The following is a 21057-nucleotide window of genomic DNA, read 5'->3' on the forward strand; positions in this document are numbered from 1 at the left end:
CGGCAATTTGCCTCATTTCTGGCAAGCTACCGCCCTCTTTCTGATCAAAAGCGCTATGAATCGTAGCATCTATATACATGAAACAAATAGAAAAACAGTATGAATATGTGTGGTCGCGCGCGCAATTAGACGGCGCAATGCACGCTAATTGCAAAAGAGGTGATAGATTCAAGGGACTGTATAAATAAACAGGTCAATTTTATCATGAAAAGTCAGTTTTTACTTAGTGTAAAAGAGCACATGCTTACTCGTCATTATGCGAATAAAACCATCGAAAGTTACCTATTTTGGATAAAACGCTTTATCACTTTCCACCAGCTTGCACACCCTTCGACACTAGCAGAAGATGATGTCGTTCAGTTCCTGAGTTACTTAGCGGTAAAAGAAAAAGTTGCGGTAAAAACGCAAGCTTTGGCACTGAACTCAATATCATTTTTATATCGTGATTATTTCAAAACTCCACTATCACTTGATATGAGATTTCAGAAATCTCTGACCGAAAAGAAACTTCCCGTTGTGTTAACCAGGGAGGAGATCCGACGATTCGTTCAACATATCGACCCGAGGTATAAACTCCATATTCAGCTGCTTTATGGCTCAGGGCTTCGAGTCATGGAGTGCTTGCGCTTAAGAGTTCAAGACATCGATTATGATTATGGTGCAGTTCGCGTTTGGCAAGGAAAAGGAGGTAAAAATCGTACAGTCACATTAGCCAAAGAACTGCATGAACCACTCAAAGCTCAAGTTAATTTAGCAAGAGATTACTATTTTAAAGATAGACACATGCCTGGTTATGCGGGCGTATACATCTCTGAAGGTTTACGACGTAAATACCCAAAAGCGGAGCTAGATTTTAACTGGCACTTTTTATTCCCATCAACAAAGTTAAGTACAGATCGGGACACCGGAGAGCTCAGAAGACATCATATCAATGAAAGTGCAATACAAAGAGCGGTAAAGCGCGCTGCAACGGATGCGTGTATCGAGAAAACAGTAACATGCCATACACTCAGGCACAGCTTTGCCACACATTTATTGGAGTCTGGTGCTGACATTAGAACAGTACAAGAGCAGCTTGGTCACACCGATGTAAAAACTACCCAGATCTATACTGCAGTTCATCATGTCAACCACAAAAAATGATCTGTCATTGGCGGGTTGAGAACAAATAAATAAAAATCAATAACTTAACAAAGACAACTCTACATAAAGGTTCTCCTAGTCATTTCATAGATGACCAAAAGAAATCCTAAACATTTAAAAATGTATGCTTAACTCGCCCCATTATTGCCCCAAATTTGCCCCATTTATTAACTAACTTGAATTAGTCTGAATGCAATCTGTCAGTTTCTTTATCTCGATGTGACTAGATCTGACAGGTTGTCCTAAATCGGTTCTGATCCATTCCAATTTAGAACAAAAAACCTATCTATTATCTGTTCACGATGATCAGCCCTAAGTAAAGTTATCTAAAGAACTTTTGAAGTAACCTTTTCTAAAACTACGCGCCATTTTGTGATCCGGTATCCCTTACTTCTTATTCACCTATTAATTATGGGTTTAAGTGTTATTGCAAAGGTTGCGTTATAGTTTCATAAGGAGTGGCTAAATTCAGTAAATTGAAACAGTCTTAATCAATGGTGCTTCAAGGGGGAACGGGCTTGATTTAACTCGCCAGTTTTTAGCTTTAGGTATAGCGTTGCTCGCCCCTTAACAGAACTAGAAGATCGTAAGGAGTCACATGACAGTAAAACGAATGGATAATGTAGGAATAGTTGTCGAAGATCTTGATACTTGTATTAAATTTTTTATCGAGCTTGGTCTCACCCTAGAAGGTCGTATGCCAATTGTAGATGATTGGTCTGGTAGAGTTACAGGTGTGCGTGGCCAGCAACTTGAAATAGCGATGTTACGTACTCCTGACGGCAACAGTCGAATTGAGCTTTCACGTTTTGATTCCCCTCCTATTGAATCTGATCATCGTACAGCACCGGTAAACTCCTTAGGTTATTTACGTATTATGTTTACCGTTGAAAATATCGAAAATACCATAAACAAGTTAAGCCCTTTTGGCGCTAAAATGGTTGGTGAGATTGTTAATTACCAAGACACCTATAAACTTTGCTACATAAGGGGGCCTGAGGGAATACTTATTGGCTTAGCACAAGAGCTTGGGTAACTATTACTGTTCACATAGCATCTAAGGTTTCAAGATACTTTTTCTGTTCCAAATAAAGCACGTTATAATCCATACGCTAACGTGATTTTGTACAGTCATGTTAAAGCATGCATCGCTAACACGGATTTGCCCCAAAGTTTGTTTCGGAATTCGCTACAACTTATTATCAAAACTAATAGGTATCTCTTTTGAGGTGGAACGTTTTCAGTTTTATTATTTGAACCTAAGACATTTGAAACAAGTTAGACTGATGGATAAAGAAATCTATAATCAAGTAAGATTAGATAAGGCTTGAAAATACACACGCCCGATGAAGTACATCGAGCGTTTGTTTTACTAAAAAGTCGCAATAATAGCCTGAACATTCCCACTAAGTTTTTTGTTCATACTTTGCGACAATTTGATTCAATAAAAGAGCTGATAAAATAATACCAAGAGCCAGCCAAGTTGTAGCCAGAATGCTTTCATTGGTGACCAGCGCAGCGATTAATACACCTACAGCAGGTACGAGGTAGTTAGTCATTGACGTAAAAACAGCTCCTGCATTCTTGACACTAGTCATATATAAGTAATAGACAACTCCCGCGCACATGACACCAAGATAGATTACAGCAATAAAAATGCTCGGCGATGGTGCTTTATCTGTCATTGTCGTCGTTGTAATGAGAGCGACAATGATCAGTTGAATGCTCGCCATGGTCAGAACATTTCTTGCGACTATCAGAGGATGCTCTTTTTGAACACGGTTTAGCAATAGCAAAGCAATGGCAAAGCATACTGCGGCAAGTAAGACAGCTAGCACGCTGACAGGCTCAATCCTTTGAGATGTTGAAATTATGTCAGGGTAGAATAGTACAACTAAACCAAAAAAACCGATGGTTATACTGAGCAGGTTTCCTTTGGTGATCTTTGTATTCCTAATAAATAATGGCGCGAGAAGAAGTGCGTAAAAGGGTAATGTTCCCATTAAAATTGCAGTCACTGAACTACTCAACTCTTTTTGAGCAAAAGGTACGAGAACAAAAGGAACAGTTGCTTCAAGAAAACCGATTACACTATAGAGTTTCCACTGTTTACTATTACTGCAAATTCGCATGATACGACAAATAATAAACAGGGTTATTGCGCCGAATACCGCACGTAATGTGCCTATCCATACTGGAGTGAATGCTTCTAGTGCTGTTTCTTGAAAAATAAATTGTGATCCCCAAATCAGCCCAATTGCGATCAAAGTGAAATAATTTTTAAGCATAGTAAAGAATCCAAGTGCAGCTCAATGGGTTGAGCTGTATGAAAAGTTGGAACAGATTATGGCGTACTGGCTAAGCCGATTTAAAAGTAACGGCATCAACAACAATTGTTATGCTATCCAGCGCTAGTTTAGGTACAGGAATTAAGGCTCTCGCTGACAGCGTATCTGACCACCTGCATTTTTGCATCTCTTCACTCATGGGGGGGCGGCATGATCATATCCTTTTATGCGTTGAGTTTTATATTTAAAAGGAGTATAAAAGTTAAAGTTAACTTTAAGTAAAGCGATAAATTAACAAAAGTTAGAATAATTATGATTAGAAATGATTACCTTACCGTTGGGCAGTTATCAGAACGCAGTGGTGTAGCGACATCGGCTTTACGTTTTTATGAGACCAAACAGTTGATCACATCTTTTCGAACCAATGGTAATCAACGTCGTTACTTGCCTTCTATGCTACGTAGAGTCGCACTTATTCAAGTAGCACAGTCAGTAGGGTTTACCCTAGAAGAAATAACGCATGAGTTAAGTACCTTACCTATGAACAAAACAGCTACTAAACAAGATTGGGATAGAGTTGCGAAGAAGTGGCAGCAAGATCTGGACAAAAAAATGGTAAAGATCCAGTCACTAAAAGATAACCTCTCTGGATGTATCGGCTGTGGTTGTTTGAGTATGAAGAAGTGTCACCTATTTAACCCAGAGGATGGACTATATGAGCAAGGGCAAGGGGCGCAACGAATTATTAGATAATGTTTTCGGCTATTCTATATTCAACACAGTCTGTAGTGGATAAGTGAATTCGGCTAGTCGGTTAGAGGTTGCAATATCTAAGGTAATCCGTTAAATGCTAATTTAGGAAAGTCACTGACAAGGTTTTGTCCAATTGCGAGTTTTGACACCAGCAAACCGACTGTATGATCTAGTCGTGGCTAACCCGCGAATGTGTAAGATCGAGTATGAGTCACTACAACTAACTTTACCTCAGAACAATGTGAAGTTACTAAGGGTACTTATCAGCGTTCAAACTAAGCACAAAGCGATTTGATGCGCTGATAAGTTTAGTTAAATCTAAAACAGCTGATTAATAGTCAAATACATCCAGTAGATCTAAATCGAATTCAACACCACGCAAGTCATGTTCATTACACAAGTTCTTTAGCTTGTCATCGCAATACAGCAAGTTACACCCTTGCATCAACGACTTAAAAACGTACTTATCTGTAACACTAGACTCGACGAACTTGAGCATTTCCAATCCTGCCGGATGGCCATCAATGTATTCGTGTTTCGTGTGTTCCTTGTCTTCTTCGCCAAAGCTCATGACATTGAAAACCTGAAACTTCTCACCATCTATCACGATAGGTAAAAATTCACCATCTGTTTCAATGTATGGTCTCAACACTTCAACCGCTCGAGGCGTTAGTACCAACCATGATCCCCAAACGGATATGTCTGGAATCTTTACAGACGTTTTGTAGTGAGCGGTAAATTTAACACTCTCTTCTACCCAAACGTCGGCCAGCCCTAGTGCTCTTACTGGCTCATTAAAAAGCCTATCCAACAGAGCTCCATCGCCCGCAGCCATAGCCCTTTGGAACGGGTCATGCTCAAGGACTTTAAAGTAACGATTGAGATTTCTTATTTGGTATATACTCATTCAGGTGGGTTCCAAGTTGGGTCTTTCTTCATAAGGATTTGGGGAGGGTAAGAACCATCCTTTAACTGAGATTTGATTCTCACAAGTCTAGATTTAAACGCACTCTCATTGTGACGAATATCGGCCAATTTACCAACCCATCTCTGATAATTATTGCCATGTATGCGCGAATGCGTCGGTGCATTTGGCGTAGTATAATGTCCCTTGTAGGCGGTCGAACGTGGTAGCCAAATACCATTCATTGAGTCGTTAATACCTATCCCAAACATGAACATTTGCAACCGAGCGTCAGTCATGGCCCTAACTCGACCATTACCCATAACGATATGATGTGCTGCATGATTTGGGGACGGTTGCGGCTCTGAAACAGCATACAAGTTACTTACCAAGCGATTTGTAGGATGGTGATTTTCCATCCCCAGCTCGGGACTAGATTTATCTTTGTTATCATCTCGATATGCTTCTAAATCTGCAAGCAACTGCTCTTGCAGTTGTGCATGCGCGTTAATCTTGGCACGCTCTCGATTCAAATGAGCAACGGTTTCCTCTGCTTCTTTAACCTCTTTAGGCGAGGTTTTATCTAGATCCTTTATCTTGTGGTAATGCTTGTACGCTTTAACCTGAAATCTATATATCGCCATCTCCAAACCTGACGGGTTCTTTGGCCTCAAAGGGAGCTTCAGAACGGGAGACTTGCCCAAAATTACCTTTTCCATTTTCTTTTCAAACCTTCAAAAAGAATAATGCTCCCCTTAATAAGCTAACTCGGTCAATGAGTTAAACCCGTTTTTGTGCTTAGGTTAAAACTGTCACAAATTGACGAACATATTAATTACATAAGGGACTTATGTACAATTCTGTAATTCACAGCAGTCTGCCATTTAATCTTCAGCCAACTTCCGAAGAAGAAAATACTCTGTATTTACCTATGCGCTTAGGCTACCTTGAGCAACTCAAAAAGCATGATGTTGATTTCGGCTAGAACTCAATAGTCAAAACTAGTAAAACTAATAGAAGAACTATTACGAATTTAGGGCGCTTCTTTAAGCCACTTTTGGGTATCCCTGTTCGTCGGGTTCGTTGTCATCATCCTCATACACACGCACATCATAGTTCACCGCCTTAACGCTGCACTTCTCAGTGCCTTGTGGCGTCACATCATTAATGAGCGCTGGATAACACCACTTATCCGCTGGACCAAACAGCCACAATGGTGGTTCCATTTCGCCGTCTAGTGAGGGCGTAAAGCCCAAGTTACTGGTGATGATGACTTCGTTAGGATGACTCCCTTTAGTGCAAACATGTGGCCCCGATGCTCTACCATCGGGTTTTCGGACGGTGATGTGATGCACTCCGCTTTCCCATTCCAGTGGCAAGTCTAGCCATAGGTGCGTCTTGCCGTTCTGAATGCTAAACCCTTCCAATCTGCCGCTTTGCGCGTAACCTGGCACATCGTCACCCAAAGCAACGTAATCGAGATAGTTAGAGTTAAAGGCATCCATCTCAGTTTGGAATGAATACTGAAAGCGTCGGTAGCGCTTCTTACGTCGCACTCGCATACCAAATTGCCACGCCTTGGTTGGGTCGGTCACTCCAAACGCTCTGACTTTCTCCGGTTTGATGCCGAGGTCACCAGGCAGCAAGCACATTATGGTTTCCGGTTTCCATGTCAGAGTGGAGAAGTATTCCACCTCCACACCGTCGGGCTCTTCTTCGCGAATAAAGCTGCCTGAGCGCTCCAAGCCTTTACCGAGCATGTTGTCCGGTTGGTACTGAAAATCAAAAGTGGTTCTTGGCTCATCCCGAACTGGAATGATTTGACCGTATTTGAGCGTTGGCTCGGAATAACCGACGAGCAAGACTTTCTTCAATACCTCGAACAAGGTGCTGCTGTCGGTGAATACTGCGTCGAACGTATCCCCTCTGGCTTTCCAAACCTCATGCAAACGCAACAGCTCGTAATGACCGATGTGAACATCACTCAATCCACTATCAAGAATGATGTAGCGGATAGCCGGTGCTATATCTCGGGTCGGGTAAAGCTCTTGCGTCCAACCTCCTAACCCATCTGGAATTTGCAGCTTACGGGTGGGCACCACGCCCAGCTTATTCTCCGCGCTTCGCGAGAGCGAGTTACTACCACGGATTTTGAACGCGATAGTGGTGAAGTCGTCATACTTGGTGTTGCTATCAAGTCGCGCTTTCAATCGGCGGTACTCGATGCGATCCAAATACTTGAGGTCTTTATTGTCGTTGGTGATGCGATATACGCGCACTTCAGGGCGAACTTTACGACCTAAGTCTATTTCGATAGTTTCCGCAAGCTGATCGCGAGTGCCGTCTCGGCGCTCGTACTTGACTTGGTTCCACTCGGTTTCTCCCTCTCCGCGCCATTCAATCATGGCCTCGACAGTGAGCGCGTTGGTGTCGCCGTTCTTGTTCACGTATCCAAGGCCGTCAGGGTGTTTGAAGTCGATGTAAATCTTATCGGCCACCTCTGAGGCTGGGCAGGCGAAGTGTGGGCCTGCAGGCTTACCAGGCAGTGCCACTTCGGTTTCAAGCGTCCACCCTTTGTTCTCGCCTTGATGCGTGAAAACATCCCACCAAACCTGTGCTTTCGTCCCTTCGGGATACAGCCTATCGACTCGGCCTTTCGGGTTGTTCGCTTCACGGATGATATAGCGGCCATCGTCCGTGCCGTGAAACTTGATGGGATGATGGCGCGTTTCTGACGGTACGGTATCGACCGTTATCCAGTAGCCCTCACCATTTAAGATGCGCAGCGCATAGAACGTCTCGCCATTGACCTCGAACGTCTGCTTAATGTCCACCATGCCCACGGAATATTCCACCACGGGGTCGGCTTCATGTGGGACGTAATAGTTGGTCGGGTATTCAACATAATCGCCTTGTTTGCAGTTATGCAAATCAGGGTCACGCGACCAAAAGTTAAGAATGTCTGCCCCATTTTCGTTTCGCCAGCCACCATTACCACTTGCTTCGGTGATCTCACGAATACCAGGCGAACCGGATATTTTGATGATGTGGCCAGCTTCCCATTCAACAGGCCAGTATTCTGTGGCGAGTCCATCCACATCGCTCACCACGCCGAGCGTATCGTCCACCACGTTGACTTGGCTCGGAGTGATGGAGTTAATCGGCCCTTCTAGCTCGATCCCTGCCGTGGAAGACGTCGAACCGACCTCGCGTGAGGTGTAAATGTTTTCGTGCGCTGGGTGGCTGGTCACGTCCTCCCCTGGCGCAAACACTTGATAACTGATGTCCCCTGCGTATTTCGACACAGGCGTGTCACTGATGGTGATGTCGTCGCCCGTAAGCTCAAACTCGCCATTGCCAATGGCGGTCATCATGAGCAGGTACTCTTCATCTTCTGAGAAATACCAATGCGGCTCACTGATGATGTCAGGGAAGGTTTTGTGGCGTCCAAACAGCTCAGGGATGATCCCCATTAATCGCACTCGGTTGCCTTGTGCGTTGGCTTCATAAATCGGACTGCCTTCTGGCATGGTTTTCTGGAAGTTGTCAGGGATTTGGTTCATGGCGTAGATGGCCGCGCCAGCCGCCACCACCGCGATCACCGCATAAGCGATACTTGCAGGGTCTTTCGGCTCGGCAACCAACTCCACTAAGTCACCATCTTGCCAAACATAATCAAACCAATCTGAGGAAGTGCGCTGTTTTTTATTCACGAAATAAGAAAACGGCGGCGTTTCTGATACGTAGTAACCTTTGATGTTCGCAGCCATCCAATCATTGAGCGTTTGCCCAGGTTTGATTGGGGTAAACTCGCACTTACTACGATTGAGCTTGTTGGGATAAACCGCTAGTACAGTCATGTTCGATGTAGTACCTCGTAATTAGTGACATACGCTCAAAATCAGACAGGCTACAGAGCCAAGGTCGGCCCATTTTTCGCCCTGTTTGAGCCACTTTCAGCCCGTTTTCATTCACCACGACACCCACATGCACCAAAGTATCTTCAATCAGATGGCATGCGATTGCGCCATCTATCGGGGCAGTTTCAACATACCCACCCACCAATTGGTGATAGGCGTCGGTCATGCCTGCTTTGTCGTCTGGGTCCACGGTCCCAAAACTGTCCAATAGGGGTAAGCCGTGATGATGGTGGCGAACCAAACGAACAAAGCCCCAACAATCCAGACCATGCTCGTCACGACCATGATCCAGATAAGGCACCGCCATTAACTCATTTAAAGTCATTAGTTCCCCTGGTACTTGAGTCCTTTGGTGATCGTTGGCGTGTAGCGGCGTTTCGGCCATGCTCGGTTCACCAAGTCATGAAACGACGCGACAACGCCGACGGTTTGAATATTGTCTTTTTCACTGACCGCCGTCAGCGTGAGGGGTGGCTCGGCAGGTGCCGAGACATGGGGATACAAGTAAAAGCGATACGTGATGGTCACTTTGCTGCCATCTTCCATGGCTTTATCAATAAAGCGACGGGCATCGCCCGTCACGTTATCAATCTGGAATTGCAGGTTCTGTTTCCCTTTGACGCTTTTACCCGGTAATGACACCCCGAACGCCGACGCTCGAAAGAAGGTCTCTACCCCTGTTTCTAGCCCAAGATAAATGCCTTCCACACCGTCGACTTCAAGATGATAGAAACCGTCAGCCAGACGAATGACCGATTCCGGCTCGCCTTTCTGATACGCATCTTCATTTTTGATTTCTATGGTGTGGATGGGGATTTTATCGACAGGAGCAGAGGCGTAATAAACCTCTATGGCTTTCATTTATCGCCCTATTGAATACTTGTTCATGAGCCACTCATCAACCGCTCGTCGGTATGAATCGTTTTCAGGCTCTCCCAATGAAATATCCATAACGCCCATTTCGCCAAACTGACCATTCATACCGCTGGTTGAAATGGTTCCTAATGCTGTGCCAAACAACGTAAAACGTGACACGGTTAAGGGAGCTTTGTCGTCGGGCGACGTGGCCACTTCAACCCCATTTCGGTACATGCGCAAACCATCGTTGGTCGAGTACGTCGCCATCACGTAAACAAGTTGGTCCATGTATAAGGCACCGTCACCATGCGCAAGACGAACCGAGGTATCCCCTCGCCAGATTCTAAATATCCCCGTATTGTTGAAACCAACACGCAGGCCATAACTGGTATCGTCCACAATATCTTCACCATGAGGAGTGAAGATTTCGTGAGGCGTATCTGGTGTTAAGTTAACCACCGCAAAGACTGTCCAAGCCGTCTTATTGACCTCTACACCCGTGTCATAAATCGACGTATACCCAGAATCAGGAAAGGCTAGGCACTCCTTACCATTGACGAATTCAGAGGGCACCGCTTGGTACATTTTCTCACCCCTTGGGCTAACTGGCACTAAGGGGAAAATTCGATTCAGAAGATCGCCATTATCTTCGTTGTAATAGTTTTTACCTGGACTCAGTAGCATTCTCCAACCAGGAATACTGGCTGCTGCCAGTTCGTTCTGATCAAACGGCACTTTCATTGGAGACACAGCATGTGTCACATTCAGACCTTTGATTTTTTGTACTCTTAACATCGTTATGCCTCCACGACTTCAATTTCTTGATGGACTGCCCAATTATCCAGTCGGCGACCATCAAAACGACTTGTTCGCTTATCTCCTGCGCTATCACGAACGTTTCCGCGAGGTATGGTGTATTCAAATCGCTGGCCGGAGTGGCCGTTCATGGCGTACTCCAATCTCTCACTGCCTCCTGATGGCAGGCTTTGCAATTCAATTACGATGGTGTCTGCCGCTGTGACCGTTACCGATTCGATACCAATCAACTCACTACCATTTCGGAAACGGAATCCTTTAGCGTCACGCTCTGTCACTTGCACCGTATCAAGGGAGATTGGCGGTACAGGCACCGACCAAGATACCGTCACGGTAGTGCCAGTTCGTGTGGCGCTAAGCATTCTCAAACAATCCCAGCCTTTACCAGGCCAATTTTGCTGAAGAAATGCAGGAACCGCCGTTTCACTAACGAGGTGATAACCTGGTCCAGCAAGGTGAACAAAGTCTGGAGAATACGGATAAGCATAATTGGCCGAGACAAGAAAGTGATGTTCACTCGTTTCATGTGCTTTTAATATGCCTTTAACCGCCTCTTTAACACTGGAAAAACTGCTTGGTTGGTTCATAAAGAATGGCACCGTACGCACTTGATTCGTGATGGCTTTAATGTCCAAATCAATGTCACGCTGCCATTGGATCAAGTCGTCATAATATTGGGCGTTTCCAGCATCGGCTTCACCATGCACCAGGTACACGAAATCCACTACGGCTTTCATCCCTAGTGACTCGGCCAATTCTTTCGCACGAGTCACCGCCGACATAAAGTTCATGTACGGCTGAGTGCCTTTTTTTAGCTTCTCGTAACTACTTCCACCCAGACCAGGTGCAATCCAAAGACTTTTCCATGGCGTCGGGACACGATTTGCAACGCGAGACAATTCAAAGGCCAGAGCCTCACCCACGGTTTCACCACGATTGCCATTCCCCTGACCATCTTTAGCCACTAGAGGTTGAAAGCCTGTTGCGGTTTGAGGGTCAAACGCTGACAGCTCTCCACCCAAGGTCGCTAATCCGAGGCGAATGTCCATTTCGGGCGTACCAGAAAACATCCAACAATCTTCTGGCCATGGATTCCTAGTCGATACCAAAGGGACTCCTTGAGCGCCAACTGATAAAGACTGACCGTACACGACACAAATGTGCAGAATGCGGCTGTCATCCGGCACCAATGCACCAAGACCTGGCGCGCCAGAGACTTGAGTGGTGTCGTATAAACTCGGCTCACTCACCACTGCTCGCACAGAGTTGTGATTAAATGGACTGCAATTGAGCACCTTGTTCTTGTTGATTTCCGCAACAACTTGGTCGCCATCATCCCCCACACTGCGCAATGCATTCTCTGAGGCATAAGGCATTGGCCATAAACGAGATCCCGGACTTGATACACCGCCGTGTTGATCAATTTCTTGGATGACATAACCGGACTCATCCTGAACTTGCATGGCAGGTGTATTTTTGTTTGATGCAAACGCTCTCACACCAAGATGCGGACTCTCAAAATTTAAGAAGCCAAAGCGGTCATAGAAAGACAGTAAATTATCGTGCTCATCAACCTCAACCGCTGCCATATCATTGAAACCTGGCACGTCAAAAGCAAGCGTGGGGTTATCCAACTGGTTGACTTGGTCTCTAACTTCTGAAAATTCCTCGACCTGACTTTGTACTTTTGAAATGGACTCTTCTGCTTGACCAAGTCGCGGGATAACTGGCCCTTTTTGATCATTTCGACCGAGGAGTTGACCTGTTTTTGACAGATTAAAATCCGTAGCCAAAAGGCCAATCATAATGCCGTAATAATTGCCTATCAAAAGGAGGTTATCACCACTAACAAACGTGTCACCTATTCCTGCAATCTCAGCTAAAGTTACCTTATAGCCTTGATTGCCATCGCTACTTCCATCATCTATGTACTCCTGGCGAGTGTTGATGAACAAACAATATCCGTGAGGAACTTCTAATGGCGGTTGGTCATGAACTTTGCGTACCAGTTTCTTTACCCCATCAAGAACCCGCATCGTTTCCCAACTCACAGTAAGCACCATGTTTGAGCCGGATCCGACAGAGTCAAAATTCAATTTATAAACGGATGGGTCTGGATTGTCTGGGTGGGGAGATGATATTTGCCAACGTCCAGCAATGACGCTACGGCTAACGTCTGCTATGACCGTTTCTGCGAGACCTAGTCTCGGAATAACAGCGCCCTTTGAATCGTCGCTACCCAATAGCTTATTCATTTTGGCTAAATTGAAGTCTTGCGCTAGCAAGCCCATCATGATGCCGTAATAGTTACCAATCAGCAGCAGATTATCGCCACTAACAAACGTGTCACCTATCCCAGCAATCTCTGCGAATGTGACCTTGTAGCCTTGAGCACCGTCTCCGCTAGCATCATCCACATACTCTTGACCAGTATCAATGTATAAGCAATAACCATGAGGGATTTCAATCGGGGCTTGGTCTGCCACCTTTACGACAAGATTTCGCATGCCATCAAGGACACGCATCGTTTCCCAGCTGACGGTGATAACCATATTGGATTCTTTGCCGACCGAGCTGAAATTCAACTTGTAAATATCCGCATCAGGCGCGTCAGGATGAGGGGAAGATAATTGCCAACGCCCTGTGGCCACTCTACGGCTAAATTCCGTCATTTTGTCATATGGTGACTTTGTCCATCCCGTTCCGCTAATGTAACCATATAGACCGTTATAGTCTGGAGTAGAGTCATTCCAGACTTCAGCCAAAGGGGTTTCTGCTGGCGGTGCACCAGACAGTAGAAGTGCATTACGCGTTTCAAAAGCTTGGCGACCTTGCACTAATGCCTGAAAGGCTAGAAAGCGTTCCGCAAAACGCTTATCTATTGACGGTTTTTCAACACCGTCAATCATCGCACTGTCATGCTCTCCGCCAATAAGAATCGTATTGAGCCAATCGATATTCTTCTTAAACCATTCGATCAGTTCAAAATAGTTATTGCTACTTTCCATTCTTCCAGCTCTCTGTGTAATAACGGCTCATATCTGCGCCTGCCACAAACTCTTCGAGCGTGTGTGGGGCTAACATTTGGCCAACGGTGATTTCTTCGCTTTGAATTGGGTATTGGCGAATTTCACATTTCACGGTGTAGTAAAACTTGCCACCTTTTTGCTTGGCGTCTTTGAGTGGGTGGTCTTTCATTTTGATTTGTAGGGGAACCACGCCCAGTTCGGTGCGCTGGTTTAAGGTAAACCAACGAATGCCACCACTGAGTGCATGGTCTACCCAACCAAGAAACGCCGCTGCTTTGTCCTTTGGCATCCGAAACACGAGGGTTTGGAACGTCGGCACGATGACATGCCGACGACGGTCCCGAGTACGCCCTGTCGACATTTCCGTGGAAATACGATTGGACATCTGTTCGATTTTGTCGGGGAACTGAGGATGTGGCAGGTAGCTTGGGTACATCATTGTCATGAGTGCTTATACTCCCACTGGCTTGAGGTCAAAGCGCTGCGCGATCCCTTGAGACATTGGTCCGTCAGAATCGAGGTCTTCCAAAAAGACATCGGTGATGTTTTCACCATTGTCACCTTGGCGCTCTCTCACTTTCGCTCCCTCTGGTGCGCCGTAAATGTTCACCACGTTACGACCTCCAACGGCCAACCCTGCCTTGGCTGAATCCAGGCTTGGATCATTCATCGCGAACTTCTGACGCTGCATGGCCATGATGGCGCTATACATTTGGTCGATTCGGTTCGCGGATTCGTTGGTGTAAACGCGCTCACCTGCTTTCAGCGTCCAGTCGGATTCCATTCGACCACCCAACATCGGCACTTCGGATATCCCGTTGTGCGCCATGTTCGAGACTGAATCGACTTTGCTGGCCATGGAGATACCAAAGCCCATAGCGGTGCCTGCCGCTGCCGCAGCAAGACCAGGACCGACATAAGGAATGCCAACTAAAGATTTGTATGCCGCTGACGCTGATTCGTAAGCGTTAAGCATGATTTGGACACGCGCTGCGGTTTTACCAATACGAGCGGCGTTTTTGTTTTCACTGCTTTGCAGCTCGGAGATTTGACCGAGGAAGTTGCTCATGCCTCGAACGCGTTCTTGCATCAAGCGCTCTTCACGATACGCCCGTTTTTCAGCTTCGATTTTGGCCTTTTCGGTTTTGGCTTCTTCACTCTTAGCAAAAGACTCGATTGATGCTTCCAAAGCATCATCTTCTAAATCTTTACGTGTCTTTTCTGCATTTAGATAGAACTCTGTCTCACGGTCACGATACTCAGCTTTTAGCGCTTCCAAGGTATCAAAGCCACGACGCTTTAACTCTTGCTCGGACACCTGCATTTCTTCGATGTCACGCAAGCGTTGCTCATGCGCTAAGATGAGTTTTTCACGCTCACTCGCGTACTGCATATCAAGCGATGCTAGGCGCGATGCGCCAGAAGACTGCTTGCTTTCTAAACCTGCGGTGTCTTTCGGTAATATTCTGTCTGGCGTGTCGCCTTCAGGTTTTAAACCTGGTTGCGGCGTGTCATAGTTCATGCCAGTTCGCATGATGTTGTAGCGTTTTTGCTGACGCGCTATCTCGGCATCGAGCTCATCAAGTTGCTTTGTTAATCGCCCAAAATCAGAGTTAAGGTTGAATAGCTCGTTTTCACTACGACCAAGAGGGTTTATAGGCAGTAAGCTGTCAACATCAATACCTTCGTACTCTTTAAAGGTACGGTTTACCTCTTTTAACTCGTCACTAAGCTCTTTTCTCTCAGATCTCAATTCTGACAGCTTTTTGCTTAGTCCATCGACCGTTCTTGGCGTGTCTGACCAACTATCAAACAGTGTTCCCCAATAGTCGATTGAGTAAGCCAGCTTATCGCTGAACCAATCAATCTGATCACTGGCCCCAAGCACGGCATTAGCAAAAGAGCGCTGCAGCTTAAGCCCAGTATCTTTGAGTTTTTGGTCCATCTCTTTGAATTTCTCAATGTCATACTCCGACATGGAGACGTTCAAATCGTCGTACTTTTTGGTCAACTCAAAGAGCTTTTGGCCTTGATTGTCGAGCAATGGCATCAAGGCCGAGGCATCGTTCGCGATACTCTCCAGATAAAATATCTGGCTTTTCATTGGAACGTTGGCTTGGTCCATCGCCGTTTTGATGGCAATCAACGCATCGGGACCCGACAGCTCTTGCAGCTTCTCAATGGTCAGTCCGACTGTTGGCGCGATGTTCTCCATGAAGTCGGCAAATTCACCACCTTCATTTTCGGTAAAGTCGCCCAGCTTATCGTTAACGTCCTTCAGTATCTCGGCCATGTTTTCGCCGCTGATATTGAACTGCTCAGAGGCGTATCCCAAGGCTTGAATTTGCTGGACCGATACCTGAGCAACGGTGGCCATCTTTTCGATTTCGCGCGCTTGTTGCGCCTGCTGCGTAATAAGGTAAGCCGTGGCACCTGTGACCGCACCAATACCTGCCGAGACATAACCTGCAGCATCTAACACGCCGCGACCTGCGTTTTTGGCGCGGTCTGCGGTTTGCTCTAAAGAGCGGCTTAATGATAGGTTTGAGTCGTTCGCCGCTTTGGCTTCTTTGGTGTAGCCGCGCAGCATCTTTTTGGCATAATCCACGTCCTTCTGAAACTTGGCGGTTTCAGTATTGAAGCGGATATTAAAATCAGCTATCTGGGCACTCAAGGCGAACTCCTCCTGCCGACGCGCTCAACGCCATCAGCTCTTCGTCGGTGTATTCTTTGGATTCTTCTTCGGGATGTTCTAGGGTTGGTAGGAAGTCTTGGTAGCTTCTAAGGACGCTGTCGTCCTTGCAGCCTGCGGCCATGGCCGTGACATTCCAGTTTGAAGAACAGGTCACGGCAAAGCGCAGATTGTCCATCTGGTGTTTAAAGCCGTGTTTTGAAAAGTATTCACGCCACTCCACAACAGCTTCGCCGCTAATGGAAGCCAACAAGGTGCGCCAACAGACTTGCCCGAACTCTCGGGCAAGGTCCATGGCAAACTCAATTTCATCCCGAATTAGACTTTTGGGTCGGTGGGTTCCTGAGTGGCGGTGTCTTCCGTTGTGGCGCTTTCAGTGCTAGTGGTGGTTTCCGAACCATCTGATGGGGCTGTTTCTTCTTGCGCAGGCACTGGCAAGCCTGAGAAAGAAGCGATTTCATAGTGAAGCGTTTCAACCTGTTCTGGCGTCATGAGTGACATGATCTGTTTGTGTCGTTCATCGATGTCTTCCACGCCATCACGATAGCCATACGCCACCAATCGAGCTTGTGCAAGAAAGTTAATGCGGAACCATTTCTTCGTGTACTTGTTCAACTCGACCAGGTAATTATCTTGCTCCGACTCACTGGCGGACTCATCCGGTTTGGCTGGTCGTTCTGGTTCTTGAATCTCTGAACAATAGTCCATAAAATCCAGTCTTTCTAAACCAGACAACTGAGTGATGGTCACGCTTATTTCATCGACAGGTACGGTTTTTTGTTTTCAAAAAAGTCTGGGTCATGATTATGCTCCTGCGCCAGCCGCTTGTTCAGCGATGAGCATTTCCGCGAGTTTTGGCTTGCCAACGTTTTTGATTTTTAGTGTTCGAGTGATCTTCTCTTTAATCGTTACCGCTTTACCCCATGAGTTAAGGTAACCAGAATACGCATCCACCGTGCCATTCGGGTATTTGGTTCGATATTCGGTAACAGTACCGTTCACTACATCATCAGAAAGTTGTTGTTGACCTGGTTCACCAGGTTTCCAAACTAACGTGATGGTCGTATCACCTGCTGACTTTTGACCCGGAGTGGTCTTTGCCCAGTCCGCATCAGGATCGTCTAGGTAGTTATCTTCTTCATCTTCAACCGTAACTTCACCTGGTTGAATCTCTTTGACGCCGCCTAATTTTTCCCATTTGGCGTCATCAAGGTAATCTGCAGTAGTAAGCAGTTCTTGGTCGTCTTTTTTGCGCCAAAACGAGGTTCCAGCACCTTTGATTGCTTGAGTTGGGTCCGACATGATTAAACCTCTTCGGTGTATTCAATAGTAAATGCCAAGTCCAGCGTTCCCCATGGCTGCTCTTCGTCTTGTGCGTATCCAAACGATTGACGATTACAGAGGTCGAGAAGACCGTTGGCGGTGTAATGTTTGGTGATGATCTTGAGAACTTCTTCACCTAATGCGTCGAGCTCTTGCTCCGTGTAGTTGTCTGCCACCAGATAGATTCTGATAGTCAGCTCAGAGCGCCATGTGATTTCTTCAAAATCTTCTTCAACGCACTGGCCTTCAGAGACGGAGACTGAAATGGCAGGGATGTCAGTATCATTCTCTTCAGCTTCAAATTCGGGAACCGCGATGTATCTGGGGTTGCCATTAAAAAACGTTGCGATGATTGACTCGCCAGTCTCATCGACTAACCCTGCTTTCAAATCAGCAACAACTTGTTTGCGTATGGCGTTGTTAATTTCCACGACCAACCTCTCTGCGAATAACCAAGCGGATTTGCTGCTTCATCGCGCTGGACAGCTCTTTTTTCATGTCCGTTCGAAGCAACTCGTCGCTGTGCTTTTTAAATGCTTTGGTGATTTCATTCACGATTGGCACCTTGCACACTTTGATGGGATGCCTCGCATCCGAGACACGTTGCATGATGTGCCAACGACCGTTCTTCAGCTTTTGTAAGAAGGCGTTCTCGAAGCGGTGCCGACCGACAACAATGGCGGTGTTACCGGATAACTCTCGCTTTTGGTAACGACCATTTCGGCCTCGGTTAACTCGGCTGATTTGGTATTGCCCTCGCTTGCGCCGAATTTGGGTTCTAGCCGTATCGATAGAGATGGCAGGAACATCGAACCTGCGCACTCTGACAAAAGCCACTGGCATTTTCCCTGTGGCCTTTTTTGTTATCGACGCGCGAGGGCGAATAACTTTTTGCTTGATACGAACGGCTTTTGCGGTGTCTTTCACTGACCGAGAAACAGCTCGAGCAGCCACACGGTTAATCGCCATTGCACTGGCTTTCGGTACCGCGTTACTTTGTAATGAAGAAAGGTTTTTAACGGCTACCGCCAATTCCCGATCAATGCTATTCATAAGATCACCACAATATTTCCGTCTTCTGGATAAGGGCCACTGGTGACAGTGAGCTTTCTGCCCGAGGAAACGAACTCGATAGGTGTTCCCTTCTTCGGTCTGACATTATCTGCTTTCTTAAATGTCAGCTTGCGAGCGATGCCTGCCATAGCGTCAAACTGGTTTAGGGATTCGTCATAAATGGCTTTGATAGGTTCTCCACCATTGACTTTCACCCAGACACCAAACGCTTCAGAAACCGTGTTATCCACCTCTTCCATTAACTGGTCGAATTCGTTATCAAACATAAGCGGCCTTACATCGTCGCGACGAAATACGCCAAGCCTGCGTCCACCGCTTCCATCGCGGTTTCTTCATCTAAAAACGGCTTATCGCCACGTTTGAGCAGCACCGTCTTTTGGCCTTGCAAACACTGAAACGGCTTATCCACGAGAACTTGCACATTGCCTTTTTCATCGGCGTTGACTTCTGGCGGCTCACCATCGTCTAGAACCGTGGCATCATCGGGTAATTCGACCGCAGCACCGATAAGCACTTCCGATTTTTCGCTGGCTTGACTCTCGGTTTGTTCGCTTTGATCACTGGCAGTATGGTTAGCGTCATTTCCTTGCGTTTGCGACTGTGCTTCATCATCGGATTCGTCCATGTCTGGTAACTTGGCTTCCAAATCGTCAATGACTTTATTTAGCTGAGGTTCGGTCGTTTTGTCTGAATATTGCGGTTCAGTAATACCGAGCTCTTTGCAAAGCTCATCAACACGTTTTTTCAGGTTTTCTTTTCGGCTCATGATTGGCTCCAAAGTAAAAATGGGTCCGTGGACCCATTTTGCTTTTCGTTAGTGGTGGTCAGGATTAACCGACTTTGACGACAACAACTTTGTTAACGTCAATGAGGTACATCGCAGGGGCGGCTTCCGTTTTGGTATAGCGAACTTCTGGATCGCCATTTTCCGTCCAATCTTTCACGTAGCGTTCGGCTTCATCAAAGCCTTCACGCTGAGCGGATAAGTCTTGGATTTGACCGTACAGACGCGCACCGCGCAGTTCGGTATGCGCCAAAATCAACGTGAAGTCGCGTTGAACTTTCTTCGTTGTGCCGTCACGGTCGATGTACTCTTCATCCACCACGATGATGGTGACATCGCCAAGATTGCCTTTGATGCTGACTGTTTTGCCTAAATCTTTTAGTGCCGTTTCCAGCTGAGAGTTAGAGCCACGGCGAGTTTCCAGCGCGTCATTGAACTTCTTGAACTTACGCATCAGCGCCCACGTTTTAGGGTCGGTAATGATGGCGTTTGTCAGACCTTCAGAAATCGCCGCCCAAGCTTCAATGTCACCAACGATGTCGTAGGTAGCAAAGTCTTGATTCGCCCACTGAGCTGCCGAAAGAAGCGTGATCATGTTGTTCGCATTTCGGCCTGCATCAATTTCGTAAGGCGTTTCAATGTAAGGGCTGTCGATCACGGTTTTACCGTCGTAGACCATCTCGGCACACATCAGCTCTTCACGGTCACGAACCGCTTGCTCTTCGATGTCGAGGTTTTGCATCACAATCGCGTTTTGACGGTCGCCTGCCGACATAGAGCCTGTGATTGGCTCGCCTGGTCGGCGCTTAACGCTTTGGTTAGCGGTAACTGCATGCTTGGACTTCACGTATGCAGGTTTGAAGCTTGAAGTTTTAAAACCTTGGTTGCGATCCACGGCTGCACCAATCATCGGTGAGCAAAATGCTGCAATCTTGGTTTTATTTGGGATCATGTCGAGGTCGACTTTTTCCGTGGCAAAGGTGTACATCTCACGGAAGAAGAAGCGCATGAAGAAGTTATCGCGGCGAATCCCTGCTTCTTGAATGGCTCCAAGCAGTTCGCGAGTGGTGTAATTATCAGGCATAAGAAGCTCTTTTTTTTTCTGAATTCAAAGAAAACGACGAATTAGTATTCGTCGTCTACGAAAACTGGACTGCCAAGGAAAGCAGCGCGTTTTTGCTTGTTGGTTGTGACCGCATCAGGCCAGTTCACAAAACCGATACGAAAGCCACCCTGTAGGTAAACTGTCGATTCTTGGTCGCTGCCTGTATTCGTCACATCACGAGCCGAGATAGCGATGGCTGTGCCTGGTGTACCGTCCCATTCCACCAAAGTGGCGGCGTCAGTCGCGTCGACCATTAATGGGGTTCGAGCAGGAAAAGATACGCCCGTTTTGATGGTTGCTCGCGCCGTGACTGGTGCGCTAATAAACAGCTCATCTGGTGTGTATTCTGTTTGTTCTAACATGCGAGT

At 46.4% G+C, this 21057-nt stretch carries 23 protein-coding genes; 4 read left to right on the forward strand and 19 right to left on the reverse strand.

Going from position 1 to position 21057, the window contains the following annotated elements:
* Window positions 1–204 precede the first annotated feature (204 nt).
* Window positions 205–1143, forward strand: a complete 939-nt coding sequence (locus EX191_RS10235) for an integron integrase (RefSeq protein WP_193447686.1) — start codon at window positions 205–207, stop codon at window positions 1141–1143.
* A 598-nt stretch (window positions 1144–1741) separates the two neighbouring features.
* Window positions 1742–2179, forward strand: coding sequence for a VOC family protein (locus tag EX191_RS10240; protein WP_193447687.1), 438 nt, complete (start codon window positions 1742–1744; stop codon window positions 2177–2179).
* 370 nt (window positions 2180–2549) lie between these two features.
* Here EX191_RS10240 and EX191_RS10245 read toward each other — a convergent pair whose 3' ends face one another.
* On the reverse strand, window positions 2550–3431 hold the full coding sequence (locus EX191_RS10245) for a DMT family transporter (protein WP_193447688.1): 882 nt from the start codon (window positions 3429–3431) through the stop codon (window positions 2550–2552).
* A gap of 312 nt (window positions 3432–3743) precedes the next feature.
* Between EX191_RS10245 and soxR the strand changes: the two genes are divergently transcribed.
* Window positions 3744–4184 carry a redox-sensitive transcriptional activator SoxR gene (gene soxR, locus EX191_RS10250; protein WP_017634100.1) on the forward strand — a complete coding sequence of 147 codons (441 nt, stop codon included), beginning with the start codon at window positions 3744–3746 and terminating at the stop codon, window positions 4182–4184.
* A gap of 331 nt (window positions 4185–4515) precedes the next feature.
* Here the strand turns inward: soxR and EX191_RS10255 are convergent, their stop codons facing one another.
* Together EX191_RS10255 and EX191_RS10260 are read right to left on the reverse strand one after the other, a co-directional pair.
* A complete protein-coding gene (locus tag EX191_RS10255) occupies window positions 4516–5091 on the reverse strand; it encodes a hypothetical protein (RefSeq protein WP_005376976.1) in 576 nt (191 codons plus the stop codon).
* On the reverse strand, window positions 5088–5807 hold the full coding sequence (locus EX191_RS10260; protein ID WP_005376975.1) for an AHH domain-containing protein: 720 nt from the start codon (window positions 5805–5807) through the stop codon (window positions 5088–5090). The genes EX191_RS10255 and EX191_RS10260 overlap by 4 nt, the downstream gene beginning before the upstream one ends.
* Before the next feature lie 131 nt (window positions 5808–5938).
* On the opposite strand from EX191_RS10260, the gene EX191_RS23080 reads away from it, so the two are divergent.
* The gene (locus EX191_RS23080) at window positions 5939–6073 is read left to right on the forward strand and encodes a hypothetical protein (RefSeq protein ID WP_279286899.1); all 135 of its coding nucleotides are present in this window, start codon (window positions 5939–5941) and stop codon (window positions 6071–6073) included.
* A 61-nt stretch (window positions 6074–6134) separates the two neighbouring features.
* Here the strand turns inward: EX191_RS23080 and EX191_RS10265 are convergent, their stop codons facing one another.
* The 16 genes from EX191_RS10265 to EX191_RS10340 form a co-directional block, all read right to left on the reverse strand.
* A complete protein-coding gene (locus EX191_RS10265; protein WP_193447689.1) occupies window positions 6135–8948 on the reverse strand; it encodes a host specificity factor TipJ family phage tail protein in 2814 nt (937 codons plus the stop codon).
* Complete coding sequence (locus EX191_RS10270) at window positions 8908–9333, reverse strand: hypothetical protein (protein WP_025766778.1); 426 nt, start codon at window positions 9331–9333, stop codon at window positions 8908–8910. Before EX191_RS10270 ends, EX191_RS10265 begins: the two co-directional genes overlap by 41 nt.
* Window positions 9333–9869 carry a DUF1833 family protein gene (locus EX191_RS10275; protein WP_193447690.1) on the reverse strand — a complete coding sequence of 179 codons (537 nt, stop codon included), beginning with the start codon at window positions 9867–9869 and terminating at the stop codon, window positions 9333–9335. The genes EX191_RS10270 and EX191_RS10275 overlap by 1 nt, the downstream gene beginning before the upstream one ends.
* Window positions 9870–10661, reverse strand: coding sequence for a LamG domain-containing protein (locus tag EX191_RS10280; protein ID WP_140340494.1), 792 nt, complete (start codon window positions 10659–10661; stop codon window positions 9870–9872). It lies immediately after the preceding gene.
* A gap of 2 nt (window positions 10662–10663) precedes the next feature.
* Window positions 10664–13690 carry a hypothetical protein gene (locus EX191_RS10285; protein ID WP_193447691.1) on the reverse strand — a complete coding sequence of 1009 codons (3027 nt, stop codon included), beginning with the start codon at window positions 13688–13690 and terminating at the stop codon, window positions 10664–10666.
* Window positions 13680–14156 (reverse strand): hypothetical protein, encoded by a 477-nt coding sequence (locus EX191_RS10290; protein WP_083150992.1) that lies wholly within the window; start codon window positions 14154–14156, stop codon window positions 13680–13682. The genes EX191_RS10285 and EX191_RS10290 overlap by 11 nt, the downstream gene beginning before the upstream one ends.
* A 6-nt stretch (window positions 14157–14162) precedes the next feature.
* Window positions 14163–16385, reverse strand: coding sequence for a hypothetical protein (locus EX191_RS10295; RefSeq protein ID WP_193447692.1), 2223 nt, complete (start codon window positions 16383–16385; stop codon window positions 14163–14165).
* Entirely contained in the window at window positions 16366–16698 is a 333-nt protein-coding gene (locus EX191_RS10300) for a phage tail assembly protein T (protein ID WP_193447693.1), read from the reverse strand. The genes EX191_RS10295 and EX191_RS10300 overlap by 20 nt, the downstream gene beginning before the upstream one ends.
* A 23-nt stretch (window positions 16699–16721) precedes the next feature.
* Window positions 16722–17153 carry a hypothetical protein gene (locus tag EX191_RS10305; RefSeq protein ID WP_193447694.1) on the reverse strand — a complete coding sequence of 144 codons (432 nt, stop codon included), beginning with the start codon at window positions 17151–17153 and terminating at the stop codon, window positions 16722–16724.
* 54 nt (window positions 17154–17207) lie between these two features.
* Window positions 17208–17705, reverse strand: coding sequence for a phage tail tube protein (locus tag EX191_RS10310; protein WP_193447695.1), 498 nt, complete (start codon window positions 17703–17705; stop codon window positions 17208–17210).
* 2 nt (window positions 17706–17707) lie between these two features.
* Window positions 17708–18157: a phage tail terminator protein gene (gene gpU, locus EX191_RS10315; RefSeq protein WP_193447696.1), complete on the reverse strand. Its 450-nt coding sequence runs from the start codon at window positions 18155–18157 to the stop codon at window positions 17708–17710.
* Window positions 18147–18779: a phage tail protein gene (locus EX191_RS10320; RefSeq protein ID WP_171343091.1), complete on the reverse strand. Its 633-nt coding sequence runs from the start codon at window positions 18777–18779 to the stop codon at window positions 18147–18149. The genes gpU and EX191_RS10320 overlap by 11 nt, the downstream gene beginning before the upstream one ends.
* Complete coding sequence (locus EX191_RS10325; RefSeq protein ID WP_005376961.1) at window positions 18776–19066, reverse strand: hypothetical protein; 291 nt, start codon at window positions 19064–19066, stop codon at window positions 18776–18778. Before EX191_RS10325 ends, EX191_RS10320 begins: the two co-directional genes overlap by 4 nt.
* Before the next feature lie 8 nt (window positions 19067–19074).
* On the reverse strand, window positions 19075–19566 hold the full coding sequence (locus tag EX191_RS10330; RefSeq protein WP_193447697.1) for a hypothetical protein: 492 nt from the start codon (window positions 19564–19566) through the stop codon (window positions 19075–19077).
* Window positions 19567–19630: 64 nt separating this feature from the next.
* Window positions 19631–20668, reverse strand: coding sequence for a major capsid protein (locus EX191_RS10335; RefSeq protein WP_193447698.1), 1038 nt, complete (start codon window positions 20666–20668; stop codon window positions 19631–19633).
* A 41-nt stretch (window positions 20669–20709) separates the two neighbouring features.
* Window positions 20710–21051: a head decoration protein gene (locus EX191_RS10340; RefSeq protein WP_193447699.1), complete on the reverse strand. Its 342-nt coding sequence runs from the start codon at window positions 21049–21051 to the stop codon at window positions 20710–20712.
* Window positions 21052–21057 lie beyond the last annotated feature (6 nt).

This window comes from Vibrio chemaguriensis, from assembly GCF_012275705.1.
GTDB lineage: Bacteria > Pseudomonadota > Gammaproteobacteria > Enterobacterales > Vibrionaceae > Vibrio > Vibrio diabolicus.